This is a genomic window from Streptomyces herbicida, assembly GCF_032656585.1.
Lineage (GTDB): Bacteria > Actinomycetota > Actinomycetes > Streptomycetales > Streptomycetaceae > Streptomyces > Streptomyces herbicida.
Window position 1 is genome coordinate 291444 of sequence record NZ_JAUYWJ010000007.1, and the last position, 20151, is coordinate 311594.

Annotated in this window: 18 protein-coding genes and 1 pseudogene; 12 read left to right on the top strand and 7 right to left on the bottom strand. The window is 72.4% G+C overall.

Going from position 1 to position 20151, the window contains the following annotated elements; all coding sequences use genetic code 11:
• Window positions 1–328: 328 nt before the first annotated feature.
• From Q8A52_RS17455 to Q8A52_RS17465, 3 genes are all read right to left on the bottom strand, one after another.
• Window positions 329–862 (bottom strand): DUF2231 domain-containing protein, encoded by a 534-nt coding sequence (locus Q8A52_RS17455; RefSeq protein ID WP_316753083.1) that lies wholly within the window; start codon window positions 860–862, stop codon window positions 329–331.
• Window positions 863–937: 75 nt separating this feature from the next.
• A complete protein-coding gene (locus Q8A52_RS17460) occupies window positions 938–1720 on the bottom strand; it encodes a hypothetical protein (RefSeq protein WP_316753085.1) in 783 nt (260 codons plus the stop codon).
• A gap of 153 nt (window positions 1721–1873) precedes the next feature.
• Window positions 1874–3556 (bottom strand): PucR family transcriptional regulator, encoded by a 1683-nt coding sequence (locus tag Q8A52_RS17465; RefSeq protein WP_316753087.1) that lies wholly within the window; start codon window positions 3554–3556, stop codon window positions 1874–1876.
• Between the two features lie 301 nt (window positions 3557–3857).
• Between Q8A52_RS17465 and Q8A52_RS17470 the strand changes: the two genes are divergently transcribed.
• The 5 genes from Q8A52_RS17470 to Q8A52_RS17490 all read left to right on the top strand — a co-directional run bounded on the left by Q8A52_RS17470 (window position 3858) and on the right by Q8A52_RS17490 (window position 10537).
• The gene (locus Q8A52_RS17470; RefSeq protein ID WP_316753089.1) at window positions 3858–4748 is read left to right on the top strand and encodes an FAD binding domain-containing protein; all 891 of its coding nucleotides are present in this window, start codon (window positions 3858–3860) and stop codon (window positions 4746–4748) included.
• On the top strand, window positions 4748–5323 hold the full coding sequence (locus Q8A52_RS17475; RefSeq protein WP_316753090.1) for a (2Fe-2S)-binding protein: 576 nt from the start codon (window positions 4748–4750) through the stop codon (window positions 5321–5323). The genes Q8A52_RS17470 and Q8A52_RS17475 overlap by 1 nt, the downstream gene beginning before the upstream one ends.
• Before the next feature lie 2 nt (window positions 5324–5325).
• Entirely contained in the window at window positions 5326–7707 is a 2382-nt protein-coding gene (locus Q8A52_RS17480) for a xanthine dehydrogenase family protein molybdopterin-binding subunit (protein WP_316753092.1), read from the top strand.
• Between the two features lie 171 nt (window positions 7708–7878).
• Entirely contained in the window at window positions 7879–9336 is a 1458-nt protein-coding gene (locus Q8A52_RS17485) for an NCS2 family permease (RefSeq protein WP_316753095.1), read from the top strand.
• 49 nt (window positions 9337–9385) lie between these two features.
• A complete protein-coding gene (locus Q8A52_RS17490; RefSeq protein ID WP_316753097.1) occupies window positions 9386–10537 on the top strand; it encodes an XdhC/CoxI family protein in 1152 nt (383 codons plus the stop codon).
• Between the two features lie 541 nt (window positions 10538–11078).
• On the opposite strand, the gene Q8A52_RS17495 is transcribed toward Q8A52_RS17490, so the two are convergent.
• On the bottom strand, window positions 11079–11519 hold the full coding sequence (locus Q8A52_RS17495) for an SRPBCC family protein (protein WP_316753099.1): 441 nt from the start codon (window positions 11517–11519) through the stop codon (window positions 11079–11081).
• A gap of 198 nt (window positions 11520–11717) precedes the next feature.
• On the opposite strand from Q8A52_RS17495, the gene Q8A52_RS17500 reads away from it, so the two are divergent.
• Entirely contained in the window at window positions 11718–12728 is a 1011-nt protein-coding gene (locus tag Q8A52_RS17500) for a DUF2278 family protein (RefSeq protein ID WP_316753101.1), read from the top strand.
• A 107-nt stretch (window positions 12729–12835) separates the two neighbouring features.
• The gene (locus Q8A52_RS17505; protein ID WP_316753103.1) at window positions 12836–14056 is read left to right on the top strand and encodes a cytochrome P450; all 1221 of its coding nucleotides are present in this window, start codon (window positions 12836–12838) and stop codon (window positions 14054–14056) included.
• A 19-nt stretch (window positions 14057–14075) separates the two neighbouring features.
• On the opposite strand, the gene Q8A52_RS17510 is transcribed toward Q8A52_RS17505, so the two are convergent.
• Complete coding sequence (locus Q8A52_RS17510) at window positions 14076–14333, bottom strand: polysaccharide deacetylase family protein (protein WP_316753250.1); 258 nt, start codon at window positions 14331–14333, stop codon at window positions 14076–14078.
• On the opposite strand from Q8A52_RS17510, the gene Q8A52_RS17515 reads away from it, so the two are divergent.
• The gene (locus Q8A52_RS17515; RefSeq protein WP_316753106.1) at window positions 14301–14432 is read left to right on the top strand and encodes a polysaccharide deacetylase family protein; all 132 of its coding nucleotides are present in this window, start codon (window positions 14301–14303) and stop codon (window positions 14430–14432) included. The genes Q8A52_RS17510 and Q8A52_RS17515 overlap by 33 nt on opposite strands.
• On the opposite strand, the pseudogene Q8A52_RS17520 reads toward Q8A52_RS17515, so the two are convergent.
• Window positions 14422–14490 (bottom strand): annotated as a pseudogene (locus tag Q8A52_RS17520) (hypothetical protein); the annotation flags it as partial. The gene Q8A52_RS17515 and the pseudogene Q8A52_RS17520 sit on opposite strands and share 11 nt — an antisense overlap.
• A 25-nt stretch (window positions 14491–14515) precedes the next feature.
• Window positions 14516–14692 (bottom strand): hypothetical protein, encoded by a 177-nt coding sequence (locus Q8A52_RS17525; protein ID WP_316753108.1) that lies wholly within the window; start codon window positions 14690–14692, stop codon window positions 14516–14518.
• Window positions 14693–14851: 159 nt separating this feature from the next.
• Here Q8A52_RS17525 and Q8A52_RS17530 point away from each other — a divergent pair, with 159 nt between their 5' ends.
• The 4 genes from Q8A52_RS17530 to Q8A52_RS17545 all read left to right on the top strand — a co-directional run bounded on the left by Q8A52_RS17530 (window position 14852) and on the right by Q8A52_RS17545 (window position 20125).
• The gene (locus tag Q8A52_RS17530) at window positions 14852–15493 is read left to right on the top strand and encodes a phosphoribosyltransferase (RefSeq protein ID WP_316753110.1); all 642 of its coding nucleotides are present in this window, start codon (window positions 14852–14854) and stop codon (window positions 15491–15493) included.
• Between the two features lie 28 nt (window positions 15494–15521).
• On the top strand, window positions 15522–15977 hold the full coding sequence (locus Q8A52_RS17535; protein ID WP_316753112.1) for a TIGR03668 family PPOX class F420-dependent oxidoreductase: 456 nt from the start codon (window positions 15522–15524) through the stop codon (window positions 15975–15977).
• A 159-nt stretch (window positions 15978–16136) separates the two neighbouring features.
• Window positions 16137–17825 carry a S1 family peptidase gene (locus Q8A52_RS17540; protein WP_316753244.1) on the top strand — a complete coding sequence of 563 codons (1689 nt, stop codon included), beginning with the start codon at window positions 16137–16139 and terminating at the stop codon, window positions 17823–17825.
• A complete protein-coding gene (locus tag Q8A52_RS17545) occupies window positions 17822–20125 on the top strand; it encodes a tetratricopeptide repeat protein (protein WP_316753114.1) in 2304 nt (767 codons plus the stop codon). The genes Q8A52_RS17540 and Q8A52_RS17545 overlap by 4 nt, the downstream gene beginning before the upstream one ends.
• Window positions 20126–20151 lie beyond the last annotated feature (26 nt).

Here is a 20151-nt window from a genome sequence, read left to right on the forward strand (position 1 = left end):
GGTGGCGCAGGACAAGCAGGACCTGCCACCGACGCAGGAGACGCAGCGGCGAGTGCCCGCGGTGCCGCGACATCTACGGGCCTGACGCGGGCGTGCCGGGGCCGGGCTGGACCGGGCGATGCGCAAAGGCCGCCCGGCACGACAGCCTCACGAACACCACGAACGACCGGGGTCCGAAGGTGTCGGAGCCGGTGGTGCGGGCCAGGGCGTACCGGTGCGCGGTGTTGGTCGCCGAAGTGGCCTGACCGGTGTCCGGCGTGGCCTGAGTGGTGTCCGGGGCCCGCGCTGCTGCCCGTGTGGGAGGTGACCGGGGCGGGCCCGCGGTGGGTCAGGAGCCGTCGTCCTCGGACCCCGTGTCGCTCGCGGTCTTTGAGAAGCCGTCGTGCCAGGCGGCCTTCGCGCCGGAGTCGCCGATGCGGTACACGTCCAGGACCGCACCCGTGGCCACGGCCAGTGACAGCACGGCGAACGCCATCCGCACGGGCAGGGCGTAACGGCGCGCGGAGCCGGCCGAGCCGGCCCGATCCGCGTCCGGCTCGGCCTGGCGGCGCCCCGCCCACCAGACGGCCGCCGCCAGGACGAACAGGCCCGCGGCCCAGGGCAGCAGCCCGTCGCCGAGTTCGGCGTGCCGCCGGACCAGGGCGTTGCCGTCGACGTGCTCCTCCAGCCACTCGCCGGCCTGAGTGGTCAGCGGCACGCTCACGAGCGAGACGAGGGCGAGCAGGGGCAGCAGCGGGCCCAGCCGCCGGGCGGCCTTCGGCCACCAGGCGCAGACCACCAGCGCCAGCGCGGTCAGCGGAACGAGCACGATGACGAAATGGACGAGCAGGACATGTGCGGGCAGGCCGTTGACGAGGCTCATCGGGGGGCACTCCTGAACGGGGTCGGGGCGCGTCAGCCTGGCACAGGAACCTCTCAGTTTCCTCTGGGCCCGTCCTCAGACCGTGGCCGCCCCCGGAGCCGGCGGGGCCAACTGGCGGGCCAGCCAGGTCGGTACGCCGCCGAGCAGGCGGAACAGCCGGCGGGCCTCCTCCCGCAGCCGGGACGCCTCCGGCTCCGACTCCGCGTCGGCCAGTGAGGCGAGGGCCGGTGCCGTGCCCACCAGATAGCCCAACTCCTCCCGGATGCGCAGGGATTCGGCAAATCCGTGCCGCGCCTCCGCCAACTCGCCGTTGCGCAGCGCAAGCCCGGCGAGATGGCGCCAGGTGAAGGACAGCAGCAGTGGGTCGGAGTGCGCGGCGGCGGCCGCGTGGGCGCGGCGGTACGCGGCCAGCGCCGCCTGCGGGGAACGGGCCAGGTTCTCGGCGAGCAGACCGCGCCGGAAGTCCAGCAGGGCCCGGCCCGGCGCCCCCGGAGGGAGCAGTGCCGCCGCCCGCCCCAGGGCCGCCCGCGCCTCGTCGGCCCGGTCCCGCACCCCGAGCAGCGTGGCCGCGTACGCAAGTTGCCCGCGTTCACAAGCGGCCGCGCCCCGCTCCTCGTCGCTGCGGGCCTGCGCCTCGGCCGAACGCAGCGCGTCCTCGGCCTCCTCCCAGCCCCGCTCGGTGTAGAGACACCGCTCGACCAGCAGCCCGGCCCGTTGCAGCGTGGCCGCCGCGCCGTCCGGCGGGAGCAGCGCGGCCGCGTCGGCCCAGCAGGCCCGCGAGCGCAGCCGCCATACCGCGGTCTGGAGAGGATCGTCACCGGCGGTCGTTCCGTTACCAGACATGGCGGTATGCGCCACGTTGCCCTCCCCGAGCGCGCCATCGAGCTGTTGAGTGGTGGCGGCATTCCAGCATCAATCGCCTGGCCTGGCCAAGAGGGTGGGTGAATAATTTCACAAAGTCGTGGGATCACGCCACCAGTTGGCGCGCCGCCGTCGCGCGCCCGGGCGGCCTCAGCTCATCCGCAGCGCCAGGAAGAAATCGAGCTTGTCCTCCAGCCGGGACAGGTCCCGTCCCGTCAACTGCTCGATTCGCCCCACGCGATAGCGCAGCGTGTTGACGTGCAGGTGGAGACGGGTGGCGCAGCGGGTCCAGGAGCCGTCGCAGTCCAGGAACGCCTCCAGCGTCGGGATCAGCTCGGCGCGGTGGCGGCGGTCGTAGTCGCGCAGCGGGTCCAGGAGGCGGGCGGTGAAGGCCCGGCGGACGTCGTCCGGCACGAACGGCAGCAGCAGCACGTGCGAGGCCAGCTCCTGGTGGCCCGCCGCGCACACCCGTCCGGGACGCGCCGCGGCCACCCGCCGCGCGTGCCGCGCCTCCTCCAGCGCGCCCCGCAGCCCCTCCGCCGAGTGCACGGCCGCGCTGACGCCCAGCGTGACCCGCCCGTCGTCGCCCAGGCCCGCCGACAGCGGGTCCCGTACGGACTCCAGGAGCTCGTCCGCGAGGATCCCGGCCTCCGAGCCGTCGTGCTCGGACGAGACGGCCGGCAGCGGGACCAGCGCGACCGCCTCCGCACCCGTGTGGGCGACGGCGATCCGGTCGGAGGGCTCGGGGCCGGTGGCGAGGGGGTCGACCAGGATCTCCTCCAGCAGCGACTGGGCGACCGGGCCGCCCTCGACCTCGCCGCTGTCCCACTCGACCCGGGCCACGACCACCTGCCAGTGCGGGGCGGTCCCGAGACCGGGCAGCAGCACCGGTGCGGCCACCCGCAGACGCGCGGCGATCTCGGCGGGTGCAGCGCCCGTCTGCACCAGCTCGAGGACCTCCTGCGCGAGCCGCCGCCGCACCGTGCGCGACGCGTCCCGCCGGTCCCGCTCGACCGAGATCAGCTGGGTGACGCCCTGGAGCAGGTCCAGGCGCTCCTCGGGCCAGTCCCCGGCGTCCGCCTCCACGGCGAGCAGCCAGTCCGACAGCACCGTCTCGCGCACGTCCCGGGCCGCCTGCGGGGAGCGGCCGCTGCTGCGGATCGGGAAGAGTGAATACGTGGACGCGGGCGCGGAGCCCAGCAGCACCCGGTGCGGTCCGCGACGGCCGGTGCGCACGGCGGACAGATGCTCGGCGGCGAGCCTGGCGCAGGTCTCCGGGGGCAGGGCCGGGCCCGCGACCTTGGAGCCCGCGATCAGCCGCCCGGTGGGGGAGAGCACCCAGGCCCGCAGGTCCAGGTCGGAGCCGAGGAGGTCCAGGACCACGTCCGGGCCGCCGCCCGCCGGGCCCGAGGTCATCATCCGGCGGTGCCGGTCGACCACGGCCGCCAGATCGCCGGCCCGCTCGCCCGAGACCTGCCGAACCACATGCTCGGTAATCGTTGCGAACGCAACCGACTCATGCACCGCGAACAGGGGCAGCCGGTGCCGGGCACAGGCCAGCACCAGGTCGTCCGGCACGTCTCCGAGCTCGGCCTCACCGGCGGCCAGGGCGGCCACGCCCGCCTGTACCAGTATCCGTACGAACGGCTCGGAGTCCTCCGCGTCCCGGCGCCAGGCCAGCCCCGTCAGCACCAGTTCCCCGCCCGAGAGATAGCGGCTGGGGTCGCGCAGGTCGGTGGTCATCACACCGCGCACGGCGCGGTCGAGCTCGTCCTCGCCGCCGAGCAGCCGCAGACCCAGCGCATCGGTGTCCAGCAGTGCGCGCAGCCGCATTCTCGTCGCCGCCGTTCTTTGTCTCGAAAACTACGATGAATCTTGAAGGGTCCAGTGGGGCGGGGACCCGATGGTGTTTCCAGAGGAAAACAAAGAGGTTTCTGATGGCCTCCGTTCATACGAATCTACAAGATGCCCGTGCTGGCCAGCCAACTCCTTCATGGTTTCCGTGACTGACCCCCTCGGACCACAGCGCTGTGTACTGACCCCACTCAGCGTGAACAGCACATGAACGAGCCGGGCCCGCCGCACACGATCTGGCTCATTCCGTACGACCCCAAGACGAAGAAGAGAGCCGGTCATGGACTTCCTTCGCCCCGCCAGCTGGGAGGAGGCGCTCGCCGCGAAGGCCGAGCACCCCACCGCTGTGCCGATTGCGGGTGGCACCGATGTGATGGTCGAGATCAATTTCGACCACAGGCGGCCCGAGTACCTCCTCGACCTCAATCGCATCGGCGACCTCTACGAGTGGGAGGTGGGCGAGGAGAGCGTGCGGCTGGGCGCCTCCGTCCCGTACACCCGGATCATGGAGGACCTGCGCGCCGAACTGCCGGGCCTGGCGCTCGCCTCGCACACGGTCGCCTCCCCGCAGATCCGCAACCGCGGCGGCGTCGGCGGCAACCTCGGCACCGCCTCCCCGGCCGGCGACGCCCACCCGGCCCTGCTGGCGGCGGGCGCCGAGGTCGAGGCCGAGTCGGTGCGCGGCACGCGCCTGATCCCGATCGACGACTTCTACACCGGCGTGAAGCGCAACGCGCTCGCCCCCGACGAGCTCATCCGCGCCGTCCACATCAAGAAGGCGGACGGGCCGCAGCAGTACTCGAAGGTCGGCACCCGCAACGCCATGGTCATCGCCGTGTGCGCCTTCGGTCTCGCGCTGCACCCCGAGACCCGCACGGTCCGCACCGGCATCGGTTCGGCAGCACCCACCCCGGTCCGGGCGAAGACCGCCGAGGACTTCCTGAACGCGGCACTCGAAGAGGGCGGCTTCTGGGACAACGGAAAGATCATCACCCCGTCGGTGGCCAAGCAGTTCGCGGACCTGTGCTCCGCCGCCTGCAACCCGATCGACGACGTCCGGGGCACCGCGAGCTATCGCCGCCACGCGGTCGGCGTCATGGCCCGCCGGACGCTCACCTGGACCTGGGAGTCGTACCGCGGCGCCCGCCGCATCACGGAGGGAGCTGCGTAATGCGCGTCAACTTCACTGTCAACGGACGCCCGCAGGAAGCCGACGACGTCTGGGAGGGCGAGTCCCTGCTCTACGTCCTGCGCGAGCGCCTCGGGCTCCCCGGCTCCAAGAACGCCTGCGAGCAGGGCGAGTGCGGCTCCTGCACGGTCCGCCTGGACGGCGTGCCGGTGTGTTCCTGCCTCGTCGCGGCCGGCCAGGTGGAGGGCCGTGAGGTCGTCACCGTCGAGGGGCTGGCGGACTACGCCACGCAGCGCTCCTGCGGGACGGGTGCCTGCGGTACGTCGCTCGACGAGGCCAAGGGCTGGGAGGCCAAGCCCGCCGCCGACTCACAGACCGGCGAGGGCGCCGAACTCTCCGCCATCCAGCAGGCGTTCATCGACGCGGGCGCCGTCCAGTGCGGCTTCTGCACCCCGGGTCTGCTCGTCGCCGCCGACGAGATGCTGGAGCGCAACCCGAACCCGACCGACGCGGACATTCGTGAGGCCCTGTCGGGCAACCTGTGCCGCTGCACGGGCTACGAGAAGATCATGGACGCGGTCCGCCTGGCCGCCGCCCGGCAGACCGAGGGAGTCTGACCATGACCAACGGCGCTCCCACCAAGATCACCCAGGGCTCGCAGACCAAGGGCGGCATCGGCGAGTCCACGCTCCGCCCCGATGGCACCCTCAAGGTCACCGGCGAGTTCGCGTACTCGTCGGACATGTGGCACGAGGACATGCTCTGGGGCCAGATCCTGCGCTCCACGGTCGCCCACGCCGAGATCGTCTCGATCGACACGGGCGAGGCCCTCGCGACCCCCGGCGTCTACGCCGTCATGACGTACGACGACCTGCCGACCGACGTGAAGAACTACGGCCTGGAGATCCAGGACACCCCCGTCCTGGCCCACGGCAAGGTACGCCACCACGGCGAGCCGGTCGCGATCGTCGCCGCCGACCACCCGGAGACCGCCCGCCGCGCCGCCGCCAAGATCAAGGTGGAGTACCGCGAACTGCCGGTCATCACCGACGAGGCCTCCGCGACGGCCCCGGACGCGATCCTCGTCCACGAGAACCGCACCGACCACCACATCGGCCACGTCCCGCACCCCAACATCGTCCACCGCCAGCCGATCACGCGCGGTGACGTGGCGGCGGCCCGCGGGCGGGCGGACGTGATCGTCGAGGGCGAGTACACCTTCGGCATGCAGGACCAGGCCTTCCTCGGCCCCGAGTCCGGCCTCGCGGTGCCGGAGGAGGACGGCGGGGTCCACCTCTACATCGCCACCCAGTGGCTGCACAGCGACCTGCGGCAGATCGCGCCCGTGCTCGGCCTGCCCGAGGACAAGGTGCGCATGACGCTGGCCGGCGTCGGCGGCGCGTTCGGCGGCCGCGAGGACCTGTCGATGCAGATCCACGCCTGCCTGCTGGCGCTGCGCACCGGCAAGCCCGTCAAGATCGTCTACAACCGGTTCGAGTCCTTCTTCGGGCACGTCCACCGCCACCCGGCCAAGCTCCACTACGAACACGGGGCCACGAAGGACGGCAAGCTGACGCATGTGAAGTGCCGCATCGTCCTGGACGGCGGCGCGTACGCCTCCGCCTCCCCGGCCGTCGTCGGCAACGCCGCGTCCCTCGGCATCGGGCCCTACATCGTCGACGACGTCGAGATCGAGGCCATCGCCCTCTACACCAACAACCCGCCCTGCGGCGCCATGCGCGGCTTCGGCGCGGTCCAGGCGTGCTTCGCCTACGAGGCGCAGATGGACAAGCTGGCGAAGAAGCTCGGCATGGACCCGGTCGAGCTGCGGCAGCTGAACGCCATGGAGCAGGGAACCATCATGCCGACGGGGCAGCCCGTCGACTCCCCGGCCCCGGTCGCCGAGCTCCTGCGCCGCGTCAAGGCGATGCCGCTGCCGCCGGAGCGCCAGTGGGAGAGCAGCGAGGGCGCCGACGTACGGCAGCTGCCCGGCGGTCTGTCCAACACCACGCACGGCGAAGGCGTCGTCCGCGGCATCGGCTACGCGGTCGGCATCAAGAACGTCGGCTTCTCCGAGGGCTTCGACGACTACTCCACCGCCAAGGTCCGCATGGAGGTCATCGCGGGCGAGCCCGTGGCCACCGTGCACACGGCCATGGCGGAGGTCGGCCAGGGCGGTGTCACGGTCCATGCGCAGATCGCCCGCACCGAGCTGGGCGTCGCCCAGGTGACCATCCACCCGGCCGACACCCAGGTGGGCTCGGCGGGTTCGACCTCGGCCTCCCGGCAGACGTACGTCACCGGCGGCGCCGTGAAGAACTCCTGCGAGCTGGTGCGCGACCGGGTGCTGGAGATCGGGCGCCGCAAGTTCGGTACGTACCACCCCGCTTGGGCGACGGCGGAGCTGCTGCTCGAGGGCGGCAAGGTCGTCACCGACGGCGGTGAGGTGCTCGCCGACCTGGTGGACGTCCTCGGCGACGACGCGGTCGAGATCGAGGCCGAGTGGCGGCACCGCGCGACCGAGCCCTTCGACCTGCGCACCGGCCAGGGCAACGGCCACGTCCAGTACAGCTTCGCCGCGCACCGGGCCGTCGTCGAGGTCGACACCGAGCTGGGCCTGGTCAAGGTGATCGAGCTGGCCTGTGCCCAGGACGTCGGCAAGGCGCTCAACCCGCTCTCCGTCGTCGGCCAGATCCAGGGCGGCACCACGCAGGGCCTGGGCGTGGCGGTGATGGAGGAGATCATCGTCGATCCGAAGACGGCGAAGGTCAGGAACCCCTCCTTCACGGACTACCTCATCCCCACGATTCTCGACACGCCGACCATCCCCGTCGATGTGCTCGAACTCGCCGACGACCACGCCCCGTACGGGCTCCGTGGCATCGGAGAGGCGCCGACCCTGTCCTCGACTCCTGCCGTCCTCGCGGCCATCCGCAACGCGACGGGCCTGGAGCTGAACAGGACGCCGGTCCGGCCGGAGCACCTCACCGGAACGGCATGACAGACCCTCCGGGCGGCGCACGGAACGTCACACACTCCGCGCCGCCCGGAGTATTCAGATCGTTCGTCTCGGGCCGTCCCCCGGGTCGTGCGGCCGAAGCACCATCCCAAATCCCGTAGCCGCCGAGGCGGTTGCTGCGGGTGCCCCTTTGAACCTTGGGAGTAGGCCCACATGACCCAGCAGTCTCTGGAGCCGACGACCACCGCCGAGGACGCGGGTGCGGGAACCCGCAACCCGGCCGGCAGGTCGTGGCTCGACCGGTACTTCCACATATCCGCGAGAGGATCCTCCGTCGCACGTGAGGTGCGCGGCGGCGTCACCACCTTCATGGCGATGGCGTACATCCTCCTGCTCAACCCCCTGATCCTGTCCGGCAAGGACGCGGCGGGGGACACGCTCGGCCAGAAGGCCCTCATCACCGCGACCGCGTTCGCGGCGGCCTTCACCACGCTGCTGATGGGATTCGCCGGCAAGGTGCCGCTCGCCCTCGCCGCCGGCCTCTCCGTCTCCGGTGTCCTTTCCTCGCAGGTCGCCCCGCAGATGACCTGGCCGCAGGCCATGGGCATGTGCGTGATGTACGGCGTGGTCATCATGCTGCTCGTCGTCACCGGGCTACGCGAGATGATCATGAACGCGATTCCGCTCGCGCTCAAGCACGGCATCACCATGGGCATCGGCCTGTTCATCGCCCTCATCGGCTTCTACAAGTCCGGCTTCGTGCACCAGGGCAAGGCGACGCCGGTCACCCTCGGCCCCGCCGGTGAGCTGGCCGGCTGGCCCGTCCTCCTCTTCGCGGGCACCCTGCTCCTGATCTTCATGCTCCAGGCCCGGGGCATCCCCGGCGCCATCCTCATCGGCATCGTCGGCGGCACGATCGTCGCCGCGATCCTCAACGCGGCCGGTGTCATCGACCCCAAGCAGTGGGCGAGCGGTGCCCCCGAACTGCACGGCGGCGCGGTCTCGATGCCCGACTTCTCGCTCTTCGGGCACGTCGAGTTCGGCGGCTGGGGCAAGGTCGGCGCGATGACCGTGGGAATGATCGTCTTCACGCTCGTGCTCGCCGGGTTCTTCGACGCGATGGCCACCATCATCGGCGTCGGCACCGAGGCCGGACTGGCCGACGACAAGGGCCGCATGCCGGGCCTGTCCAAGGCGCTGTTCATCGACGGCGCGGGCGGTGCGATCGGCGGTGTCGCGGGCGGCTCCGGCCAGACCGTGTTCATCGAGTCGGCCACCGGCGTAGGCGAGGGCGCCCGCACGGGTCTCGCCTCGGTCGTCACCGGTCTGTTCTTCGCGGCCTGTCTCTTCTTCACCCCGCTGACGGCGATCGTCCCGCAGGAAGTCGCCTCCGCCGCGCTGGTCGTCATCGGCGCGATGATGCTGATGAACGCACGGCACGTGGACTGGGCCGACCGGGCCACCGCGATCCCGGTCTTCCTGACGGTCGTTCTGATGCCGTTCACGTACTCCATCACCGCGGGCGTGGCCGCAGGCGTCATCTCCTACGTCGCCATCAAGGCCGCGCAGGGCAAGGCCCGGGAGATCGGGGCGTTCATGTGGGGCCTGACAGGGATCTTCCTGGTCTATTTCGCCCTCAATCCCATTGAGGGCTGGCTCGGCGTGCACTAGCCACTCTCCGAAAGTCCCTCCACACAACCGTCGTTAAGGAGACCGAGAGATGCTGGACATCGCCGAGGAGCTCAACCGGTGGGTCGAGCAGGGACGCGACTTCGCCGTGGCCACCGTGGTGGCGGTCGGCGGCAGCGCCCCGCGCCAGCCGGGTGCCGCCCTCGCGGTGGACGCCGCCGGCACGGCGATCGGCTCGGTCTCCGGCGGCTGTGTGGAGGGTGCCGTGTACGAACTGTGCCGACAGGCGCTCGAGGACGGCGAGACCGTCCTGGAGCGCTTCGGGTACAGCGACGAGGACGCCTTTGCCGTCGGCCTGACCTGCGGCGGCATCATCGACATCCTCGTCACCCCGGTACGGGCGGCCGATCCCGCCCGACCGGTGGTGGCGGCCGCGCTGGCCGCCGCCGCACAAGGGGAGGCCGCGGCGGTCGCGCGGATCGTGTCGGGCCCGGCGGAGCTGCGGGGCCGGGCCCTGCTCGTCCGCCCCGACGGCTCGTACGACGGCGGCTTCGGCGCCCACCCCGAACTGGACCGCACCGTCGCCGCCGAGGCCGGCGCCTTCCTGGACGCGGGCCGCACCGGCACCCTGGAGATCGGTGAGCAGGGCTCACGCTGCGGCGCCCCGCTCACCGTGCTGGTCGAATCGTCGGTGCCGCCGCCCCGGATGATCGTCTTCGGCGCGATCGACTTCGCCTCCGCACTGGTCCGCATCGGCAAGTTCCTTGGCTACCACGTGACGGTGTGCGACGCCCGGCCGGTGTTCGCCACCCGGACCCGTTTTCCCGAGGCCGACGAGATCGTCGTCGAGTGGCCGCACAAGTACCTGGAGCGCACGGACGTCGACGGCCGTACCGTCCTGTGCGTGCTCACCCACGACGCCAAGTTCGACGTTCCGCTGCTGAGGCTCGCCCTGCGGCTGCCCGTGGCCTACGTCGGCGCGATGGGCTCCCGCCGGACCCATCTGGACCGCAACGAGCGCCTGCGTGAAGTCGGCGTCACCGAACTGGAGCTGGCGCGACTCAGGTCCCCCATCGGGCTCGACCTGGGAGCCCGGACCCCCGAGGAGACGGCCCTGTCGATCGCCTCCGAGATCGTCGCGGGCCGACGCGGCGGCAGCGGCGTGTCCCTCACGGGCGCGCACACACCGATCCACCACGACACGACATCGATACCGGCGGCCCGGATCGGTTCGGTGGCCTGAGGGGCCGTCACGGAGACCCGCTCCGGACGGCCGGAGCGATGGCTGATGTGTCGGCGCCCCCGCGGGACACAGTGGGCCGGAGGTGGCCACCGGCGACCGACGCCCTGTCCGTCACGAAGGGCGGGACAAGCGGCATCGTCACGAGTCCGGGACCCGCGCGCCGCAGCGGCGACGACGCTCCCCTGGGTACTGCAAGCCGGGAGGCGTGCGGACAGCCGGGTCCCCAGGCCGGGCGGCAGGGAATTGGCGTGAACGCTGCCGGCGAGCCCGGCCGTTCACGTGGTCGTGCCGCGGTTCTCGAGCCGGGTCCCGGCGCCGGCGTGAGGTGCTCGCGGGTCGTGCGGCGCGAAGGGGCCGTGGCCGGGACCGGCGAGCACGGCCGCTTGCGCACCCCGGTCGGGTGAGCTCTTGGGCACTGCCCGGCCGCTGACGCGTGGGCGTGCGGCCTTCGTCGGCCGTCGCGGCTGCCCGCCGAGACATCACCGGCGCCGAAGTGTGCCTTCCGGCGGGCCCGTTCCGCGGCTCGGCGACGGCCCGCCGTTCACGCCCTCCTGAGCAGGCTGTTCAGCGCCCGGCCGAACATCGCCCGGGCCGTCCGGTCCAGCAGCGGGTCGAACAGCTTCGGGAGGCCGCGCAGGCGTAGTTCCTCCCGCCACAGGACGCGGGTACGGCCGCCCGGTCCCGGGCGTACCTCCAACTCGGCCCAGCCGAGGACCAGCCGCCCGTGTTTGACGAGGCGGCACAGACCGGACTCGCCGTCGCTCGGCGGGCGCCAGTCGGTGACCTCCATCGGGTCGGTCACGGAGAGCGGACCGATGCCGGTACGGGCCACGAAGCGCGTGCCCTCCCGGGTCGGCGGGTCGGTGACCACGGTGATCCGGGTCAGCGGGACGACGTCGGCGTGCCGGGGCCACTCCGTGAGCCGGCGCCACGCCTCGTCGATCGGCAGCGGTGCCGTGCGTTCGAGCTGGAAGGTGACCACGCAACGATCTTAGGGAAGCGGTTGCCCGAGATGGGGCCCGAGTCGCCTCGGGCAGTTGCACTAGCGAGGGCCTCGTAAGCGGGCGTACGCTGGTCAGTGCGGCGGGATCCCGCACGATCGGGCGGCGCAGCAGCCGCGTTCTCCTACCATTCCTCGTACGGGCGGGCATTCCGTCTGCCCCAGGGGGAGTTGGTCGTCATGCCGTTGAAAGCCTATGGCGTACTGATCACGCGGGCCGTCGACACCCGGCGCGAGGGCGCCGCCGACACTCCGCACTACCAGATCCATCTCACCGACGACACGGGGACGCACTACCGCGCCGCCGTCAACGTCCTGTCGCAGCAGAGGCCCTCCGAACTGCTCTACCTCATCGACGAGGACTTCCAGCATCCCGTGACGGCCCGTCTGGCCGGCCTGCCGAGCGGCTGGAACGCGCTGCCGTCGGGCCCCGGCGGACCCAACCTCGACTTCGTGCGCGGGAACCTCTTCGACCCGGGAAAGATGCGCACGCTCCCGGCCGACGCGTCCGGTCCCGACAACGACCTCGCCGACCTCCTCGACCACTATGTGAACCGCGCGATCGAGGACCGCGACGCCCGAATGCACCTCTTCGGTGAACGCTTCGGCCCCGAACCGAAGATTAAGGACAAGGTGTTCGGCTTCCTGCCGGGCAACGGCGTCCACGACATCCATATGAACCAGGGCAACAGCGGCCGCTTCAAGAAGGACGACGGCGTGTGGCAGGACGGCGGGATGCTGATCCGCTTCCCGGCGCAGAACCGCTGGGTCGCCATCTTCCTCGCTTTCCAGAGCCAGGCCTGGCACACGGACGACGTCACCGGTCAGCCCATCGAGGAGGTCGACACCTCGCGTCCCGTGCCCGGCGGCCAGCCCGTCCGCATCGTGGCGGCCCTGGTCAACCCGGTCGGCCCGGCGCCCGAGGCCGAGACCGTCACGCTGCTCAACGCCTCGCCCGACCCGGTCGATCTGACCGGCTGGCACCTCGTCGACCGCGTGGGCCGGCAGGCGGCGGTACCCGCCGGCCGGCTCGCTCCGGGCGGCGTGCTGCCGGTCGCCCTCTCCAACGGCGTCCAACTCGGCAACCACGGCGGCCAGATCACCCTGCTGGACGCCGCCGGACTGAAGGTGGACGGGGTGTCCTACACCGGCGACCAGGCCGCGCGGGAAGGCTGGACGGTGGTGTTCTGACACCGGTGACGGCACCGGTCGCGCATCGCCCCGTACGTCCCCTGTCGTGCCCGTGGAGCCGTACGGCACCATGAGCGCGTCCCCGTACCAGCGTTCGGGAGGGCGTCGTGGACCGCGAACAGCACGACAGGCTGGACGAGTTGATGAGCGACCCCTATCCGCTCTACACGCGGGCCCGGACGGCCGAGGGGCTCACCCATGTCGCCGAGCTCGACGCGTGGCTGGTGGCCAGGGACTCCGACGTACGCGAAGTGCTTCGCCGTACCGAGGACTTCTCGTCGGCGAACGCGCTCAGGCCGGACGTGCTCCCGTCGCCCGCCGCGCTCGCCGTGCTCGGCGGCGGGTTCGGCGGGCGGCCCGTGGTGGTCACCTCGGACGGCGAGCGGCACCAGCGGTTACGGGCGCCGCTCGTCCGCGCGCTCTCACCCGCCCGCGTCGCCGCGCAGGTGCCGTACGCCGCCGAGCGTGCCGCCGCCCTCGTCGACGGCTTCGTCGAAGACGGGCGCGTGGAGCTGATGTCCGGCTTTGCCAGGCGGCTGCCCGGTGAGGTCATCGGGCGGATCGTCGGCCTCGGCCCGGCCGACGTGCCCGTGGTCGTACACGGCGGACATCGTGCCGAGGAACTGCTGTTCCGGCCCCTGGAGGAGGCGGAGCAGTCGACCGCCGCCGAGGACGTGGTGGCGATGCAGCACGTCCTCGACCGCTGCGTCCGGGACCGGTACGCGCGGCCGCGCGAGGATCTCTGCACGGAGATCGTCGCCTCCGTGGCGGGCCCCGGTCAGGACGGACTCACCCTGGACCAGCGGCACGAGGCCGTCGCCCATCTGCAGAACCTGCTGATCGCCGGGCACCTCACCACGACCGCGCTGATCGGCACCACCGTCCTGCACCTGATGCGGCACCGGTCCCAGTGGGAGCTGCTGTGTGCGGAGCCCCAAAGGGTTCCGGCGGCGGTCGAGGAGGCGCTGCGCCACGACGGCCCGCTCCAGGGCTTCCGCCGGATCACCACCCGCCCGGTCACCCTCGCGGGCACCGAACTCCCCGCCGGGGCAACGGTGTTCGTAGCGTTCGGCGCGGCCAACCGGGACGGCTCGTGCCGTCCCCGCCCCGACGACTTCGACATCACCCGCACCCCGGGCCGCCACCTCGCCTTCGGCTTCGGCGCGCACGCCTGCCCCGGGGCACAGCTGGCCCGCGAGCAACTGCGCATCACGCTTGAGGAGTTGACGCGCAGGCTGCCCGGACTGAGGCCGGCCGACGGGCACCCCGTCACCATGCGGCCCACGCTGATCCACCGGTCTCCGCGTGAGCTCCATCTGACCTGGTGAGGGGCGCCCCGGTGCCGTACTAGGGGTGGTACACCTTCCCCGGCTCGGCCTTCCCGGGCGCGAGCAGCTGCGGCACGGTCACGAACACGTACCCGCGCTCCTTCAGGGCGTCGATGATGCCGGGCACGGCGGGCACGGTGCCCTGGTAGATGTCGTGCAGCAGGATGATCCCGTCGCGGGACGCCTGCGCGAGGACGCGCTTGGTGATCAGCGCGAAGTCCGTCGTCGTGCAGTCGTCGAGCGCATGGCCGCCGAGGGCCACGAGGTCGCCAGCCACACCTGGGACCACAAGATCCTCACCCTGACAGCTCCGGGTACTTCACGATGTGCCGCTTGCCGAGCAGGAAGAAGGTCGCCGGGACCTGCTTCGCCTTGAGGATGTCCAGGAGCCGGGCCGAGTTCTCGCTGGGCCCTGCGTCGAAGGTGAGCGCGATGCTCCCCCGGAGGGGGTACCCCCATTCACTCCGACTTCGCTCCGTTGGCCTCGCGGCAGTCGACGGTCCCGAACCGGGCGGCCGGGGAGCCGGAGGCGGCCTGGGCGCGGGCGGCGCCGGGCGCGGTCGTGTCGGTGTCCGCGCAGCCGGTGAGCGCGAGCGCCAGGGAGAGGGCCGCGGCGGTCAGTGCGGTGCGACGCAACCCCGATCCCCGTCTCGACGTCTTCTCGGTCGGAAGCTTCTTGGTCCACAGAGCCGTGGGCGGACTGTACACAGCGGGTATAGATGATGTGTATAGAAGTGACCGGTGGCCCGTATCACCATGGAAGACGAGGACCGACCTCCAGCGAGAGGACGACCCATGCGCTTCCAGGACCGAAAGCAGGCCGGACGCGAACTCGCCGAACGGCTCCGAGACCTGCGGGACAAGGGCGACCTGCCCGAACCCGTCGTGCTGGCCCTCCCCAGAGGCGGCGTCGCGGTGGCCGCGGAGGTCGCCCGGGTGCTCGAGGCACCGCTCGACGTACTGCTCGTACGCAAGATCGGCGCCCCGCACCACGAGGAGTTCGGCGTCGGCGCGATCGCCGGTGACGACCCTCCGCTCTACGACGCGGGCACCCTGGACGGGCTGGGCCTGACCGAGGAGTCCCTCGCCCCGACGGTGGAGCGGGAGCGGCAGGAACTCCACCGCCGTGAGCGGCGCTACCGGAAGGGCCGTCCGCCGCCGGACCTGCGGGGACGTACGGTGATCGTCGTCGACGACGGACTGGCCACCGGCTCGACCGCGCGCGCCGCGCTGCGCCACGTACGGCGCCAGGGCCCCGCACGGGTCGTCCTGGCCGTCCCCGTCGGCGCACCGGACTCGCTCGCCCTGCTGGGCGAAGAGGCCGACGACGTGGTCTGTCTGCACCAGCCGTACGGCTTCTCGGCCGTCGGCCAGTGGTACGACGACTTCGGACAACTGACGGACGACGATGTGCTCGACGCGCTGGACGGGTACTGACAGCCGCGTCGGCGGCGGAGGTGCGACGGTGCCGGACATGACGGCGGACGAGGCACGGCGGCGGTTCGCCGCGGCCCGGGTGGCGCGGCTGGCGACCGTGGACGCGGACGGGCGCCCCCATCTGGTGCCGGTCGTGTTCGCCGCGCACGGCACCGACGGGATCGTGACCGCCGTCGACCACAAGCCGAAGACCACGACCCGGCTGAAGCGGCTGCGCAACATCGCCGGCCGGCCGTCCGTGTGTCTGCTCGCGGACCTGTACGACGAGGACTGGGACCGCCTGTGGTGGGTCCGCGCCGACGGCGACGCCCGCGTCATCGCGCCCGACGCACCCGAGGCACCCGACCGGGCCGCGTACACCGCCGCCCTCGCCCTGCTCCGCGACAAGTACCCCGAGTATCGCGACCACCCGCCGACGGGCCCGGTGATCGCCGTCACCGTCCGGCACTGGACCGGCTGGCGGGCGGCCACGGCCCCTGCGTAGCCCCGCCCCGCGGATCGCCGTCGCCGTGCTCCGTACCGCTCGTCGCCCCGGACACCCACCGTCTGTCAAGTCCCAGCGCATCCCAGTGGTACCGGACGGGTACGGGGAGTAACCTCGGAAAACATGACGCGCACGGGGGAACGAGCCGTCAAGTCGCGGATGGAAACTCCGCGTTGGGTTGCACGGATTCAGCAGGCCGGAGGGCCGGTCGTGGGCGCCGGTGTGCTGCTCGGGCCCGACCGGGTGCTCACCGGAGCCCATGTGGTCAGCCCGGGCGAACGGTATGTCGTCCACTTCGTCGGTGTGCCGGGCGTACCGGCGGTCGCCGCCACGGTCAGCCCCGACGAGTACGTTCCGCAGCAGGAGGACTCGTTCGGCGACCGCACCGGAGACCTGGCCCTGCTGCGGCTGGCCGAGCCGCGCCCCGCCCGGCAGACCACCCGGCTGTGCCGGCTCGCGGCCTCGCGCGAGGGCGTGGGCATGTACGGCTTCCCGGAGGGCGACGACGGGGGCAGATGGCACAGCGCCACCCTGGTCGGGGGGCGCGGCCGGGACAGCCAGGTGCAGCTTCGCCCCGAGACGCCCGGCGAACTCGCGGGACCCGGGTTCAGCGGCGGGGGAGTGGTCGACTACGCGACCGGCGAGCTCATCGGCATCGTGCTCAGCGTCGACGCGGGGCAGGGATCCGCGTTCACCTACATGAGTCCCACCGAGACCATCCTGCGCCATCTCCCGCAGGTCGCCGCATGGACGGTCGGCCCGTCCGCCGTCGACCCGAGGCTGCACCCCAAGGAGAGCACCGGCGAACTCGACGTGCCGTTCGCCACCGAACTGGCCGGCTGGTTCCGCGGCGAGGGCTGGCCGGTGCTCGTCACCGTCGTCCCGGTGCGCGGCCGCCGCGCCTGGACCCTGAGGCGGGCGGTCACACTGGCCGACCGCGAACTGCGCACCCGTGACAACACCAGCCGCTTCGCCGGCGATCCGCGCGAGACCGTCCCGCCGCCGGGCGGACACGATCTCGCCCTCGTGGTCAAGGGATTGACGGTCGCTCAGGTCATGGACCGGATCGCGCAGCGGCTCGGCACCCCGAGGGACACCGCCGTCCCGCTGCCCGAGCAGATCGTGGCGATGGGCATCACGCTCGCCGCCGTCCTCGTCGGCGTCGACGAGGCCGCCGAACCCGACCCGCTGCTCGGGATGCTGGAGCGGCTCGCCGAACAGGGAGCGAGACTGCTCCTGGTGTTCCGCGCCCCGAACGGCCGCGCCGCACAGGCCGCGGACATGCTCGTGCACCGGCCGCTCGCCGACCGCTGGGCCCGGCTGCGCACGGACCTCGACCGGATCGTGGACCGGCTCGGACCCGCCCTCGACGAGCGCCTCGGCCGGGTACTGCCCGGCGGGGATCCCGAGACCAGGCATCTGATCGACCGGGCCCGGCGCGGCATCCCGCTCACCCGCCTGCTGCGCGGGCAACTGGCCGAGGCCGCCGGCCGGGAGACGGAACCGTCGCGGGCCGACGACCTGTTCGTCTACGAGGCCGCGGCAGCGCGCCGGACACGGCGGCTGGAGCGGGCGGCCGCGCTGCTGGACGCCGGCATCGCGCGCCGCGACGAACTGCGCGGCCGGGTCGCCTCGGTGTGGGAGCTGTCCAAGCGGAAGGCCGACCCGGCGCGGGCCGAGCGCAACCTCATGGCGTACGAGCTCTACGCGACCGCCTCGGCACTGCTGCGCGAGACCCCGTGCGACGTCGACGCGGCGGAGCACGCGGTCGGGCGGTTCGTCGCGTACTGCTCCGGGCACCCACAGGCGTACGGCACCGACGACTCCGGCAGGGAGGGCACAGCGTGACGTCATGCACCCACGCCGGCTGCGCGGGCCGCCTCATGGCCACCGGCTTCTGCGACACCTGCGGGCGCAAGCCGGCACTCATCGGCGAGTTACCACCGCAGCCGGTGCCGAGCGACCCCGGCGAGCCGGCGCAGACCGGCCCCGAACCGCCCGGCCACGCAGCGGTCCACGCCGTCGCCGGGGTCGGCGACCTCGACCAGCACGGACTCGTCGTACTGCCCGACGTACCCGTCCCCGCGCACCCCGTCGTCGAGGACCCGAGGCCCCCCACCGGCGGACGCCGCTGCGGCGCCGACGGCTGCACGATGATGATCGGCGTCGGCTACGGGGGACAGCCCGCCCGGTCCTCCGGCCGCTGCCCGCGCTGCGGCACGCCCTACTCCTTCCTGCCCCAGCTCCACCCCGGCCAGATCGTCGCCGACCACTACCGGATCCTCGGCTGCCTCGCCCGCGGCGGTCTCGGCTGGATCCATCTCGCCGAGGACACCCGCGCCGAGGGGCACCGCGTGGTGCTCAAAGGACTGATCAACGTCCATGACGCGCTCGCCCGCCGCAACGCCGTGGAGGAACGCCGCTCGCTCACCGCGCTGCACCACCCCGACATCGTCCGCATCATCACCTACGCCGAACACGAGGTGCCCGGCCAGTCGCCCACCGGCCATCTGGTCATGGACTACATCGGCGGCCGCTCCCTGCAGCACCTCTTCGACGACGAGGACGCGGAGCGGCTCTTCAAGGGCCGCCCCCGCCTCGACCATGTGCTGACCTACGGGTGCAAGATCCTCGGCGCGCTCCAGTACATGCACGAACGAGGGCTGCTCTACTGCGACATGAAGCCCGCCAACGTCATCCACTTCGGGCGTGGCATCAAGGTCATCGACCTCGGCGCGGTGCGTGCGATCGGCGACCGCACCTCCGCCTATGTGTACACGAGCACCTTCGCCCCGCCGCAGTCGGAGATCGAGAAGCGCGGCTGGCACGTCGACAGCGACCTCTACACCGTCGGCATGACGCTGCAGGCCCTGGCCCGCAGCGCGGAACCGGCCCGCGGCCTCGCCCCCGACTCCTTCCGGCGTCTGATCGACCGGGCGACCCATGCCGAACCCCGGGCCCGGTTCCGCTCGGCGGCCGAGATGTCCCGTCAAGTGTGGGAGGTGCTGAGGGAGTTCCGCTCGCTGCGGTTCGGCGAACAGCTCCCCGAGAGCTCCACCCGGTTCCGCCCCACCGACGCCTCCCTCGACGCCGGGCTCGGCGCGATCCCCTCCCTGGCCCACTGGACGGCCCGCCCCGCCGCCCGCCCCGGTGAACTGGACATCAGCCCGCCGCCCGCCCACGAGGTGGCCGCCGCCCTGCCCCAGCCAGTCCCGGACCCCGCCGACGGCGCCGCCCTGCTGCTCGACACCTTCCCGCCGGACGCCCCGGACCGCGTCGCCGAACAGTGGCGCCGCGAGTCACGGCTGGGCACCCCCGAGACCGCGCTGTGGCTGTGCCGCGCCTATCTGAGGAACGGCAGCCAGGGCGACGCCGAGAGCTGGCTGCACGAGGCCGAGGCCCAACTCGGCGCGCAGGACGCCAAGTACGACTGGCGGATCGCCTGGCACCGCGGCGTCCTGCACCTGAGCAAGGACGAGGTGAGCCACGCCGGCGGCTGCTTCGAGGCGGTCTACCGGGCCCTGCCCGGCGAATACGTCCCCAAGCTCGCCCTCGGCTACTGCGCGGAGCGGCTGCGCGAGTCCCAGGCGCAGCGGGGCACCCGGGGGCAGCGCGATCCTCGGACCGCCCGGGCCATGAAGTTCCACGAGGCCGTCTGGCAGCGGGACTCCGCCCATGCCGCGGCCGCCTTCGGGCTGGCCCGCGGCCATCTGGCCTCCGGACAGCGGGACGAGGCGGTACGGGTCCTCGACCACGTCCCCTCGACCTCCCGGCACCACGACGCGGCCCGAATCGCCGCGGTGCGCATCCGCACCGGCACCCTGGACGGCCGGGCGCCGTCCGTGGCCGACCTGCGGGACGCGGTCCGGCGGCTGCCCGAGCTGCGCCTGGACGGTGGAGCGGCCGACGGCGAGTCCCGGGCCCGGCTGGTCGCCGAGGTGCGGGAGAACGCCCTCGGCCGCCGGCCGCCGCAGGGATGGGGACCGGATTTCCCCACCGGGACCGTGCTCGGGTCCGGCGCCGAGGACACGCTGCGCACGCTCCTCGAACAGTCCTTCCGGCACCTGGCCGGCCAGGCCCGCACCGCCGACGAACACGGACGCCTGCTCGACCTGGCCAACGCCGTCCGGCCCATGACCACCTTCTGAACAGACGCAATGACGAGCCGTCGAGG

Bases quoted from the DNA above. Each gene is read 5' to 3' on its own strand.
- Q8A52_RS17455 (WP_316753083.1), bottom strand. From the start codon at position 862: ATGAGCCTCGTCAACGGCCTGCCCGCACATGTCCTGCTCGTCCATTTC.
- Q8A52_RS17465 (WP_316753087.1), bottom strand. From the start codon at position 3,556: ATGCGGCTGCGCGCACTGCTGGACACCGATGCGCTGGGTCTGCGGCTG.
- Q8A52_RS17470 (WP_316753089.1), top strand. From the start codon at position 3,858: ATGGACTTCCTTCGCCCCGCCAGCTGGGAGGAGGCGCTCGCCGCGAAG.
- Q8A52_RS17475 (WP_316753090.1), top strand. From the start codon at position 4,748: ATGCGCGTCAACTTCACTGTCAACGGACGCCCGCAGGAAGCCGACGAC.
- Q8A52_RS17480 (WP_316753092.1), top strand. From the start codon at position 5,326: ATGACCAACGGCGCTCCCACCAAGATCACCCAGGGCTCGCAGACCAAG.
- Q8A52_RS17485 (WP_316753095.1), top strand. From the start codon at position 7,879: ATGACCCAGCAGTCTCTGGAGCCGACGACCACCGCCGAGGACGCGGGT.
- Q8A52_RS17490 (WP_316753097.1), top strand. From the start codon at position 9,386: ATGCTGGACATCGCCGAGGAGCTCAACCGGTGGGTCGAGCAGGGACGC.
- Q8A52_RS17500 (WP_316753101.1), top strand. From the start codon at position 11,718: ATGCCGTTGAAAGCCTATGGCGTACTGATCACGCGGGCCGTCGACACC.
- Q8A52_RS17515 (WP_316753106.1), top strand. From the start codon at position 14,301: ATGGCCGCCGAGGGCCACGAGGTCGCCAGCCACACCTGGGACCACAAG.
- Q8A52_RS17530 (WP_316753110.1), top strand. From the start codon at position 14,852: ATGCGCTTCCAGGACCGAAAGCAGGCCGGACGCGAACTCGCCGAACGG.
- Q8A52_RS17540 (WP_316753244.1), top strand. From the start codon at position 16,137: ATGGAAACTCCGCGTTGGGTTGCACGGATTCAGCAGGCCGGAGGGCCG.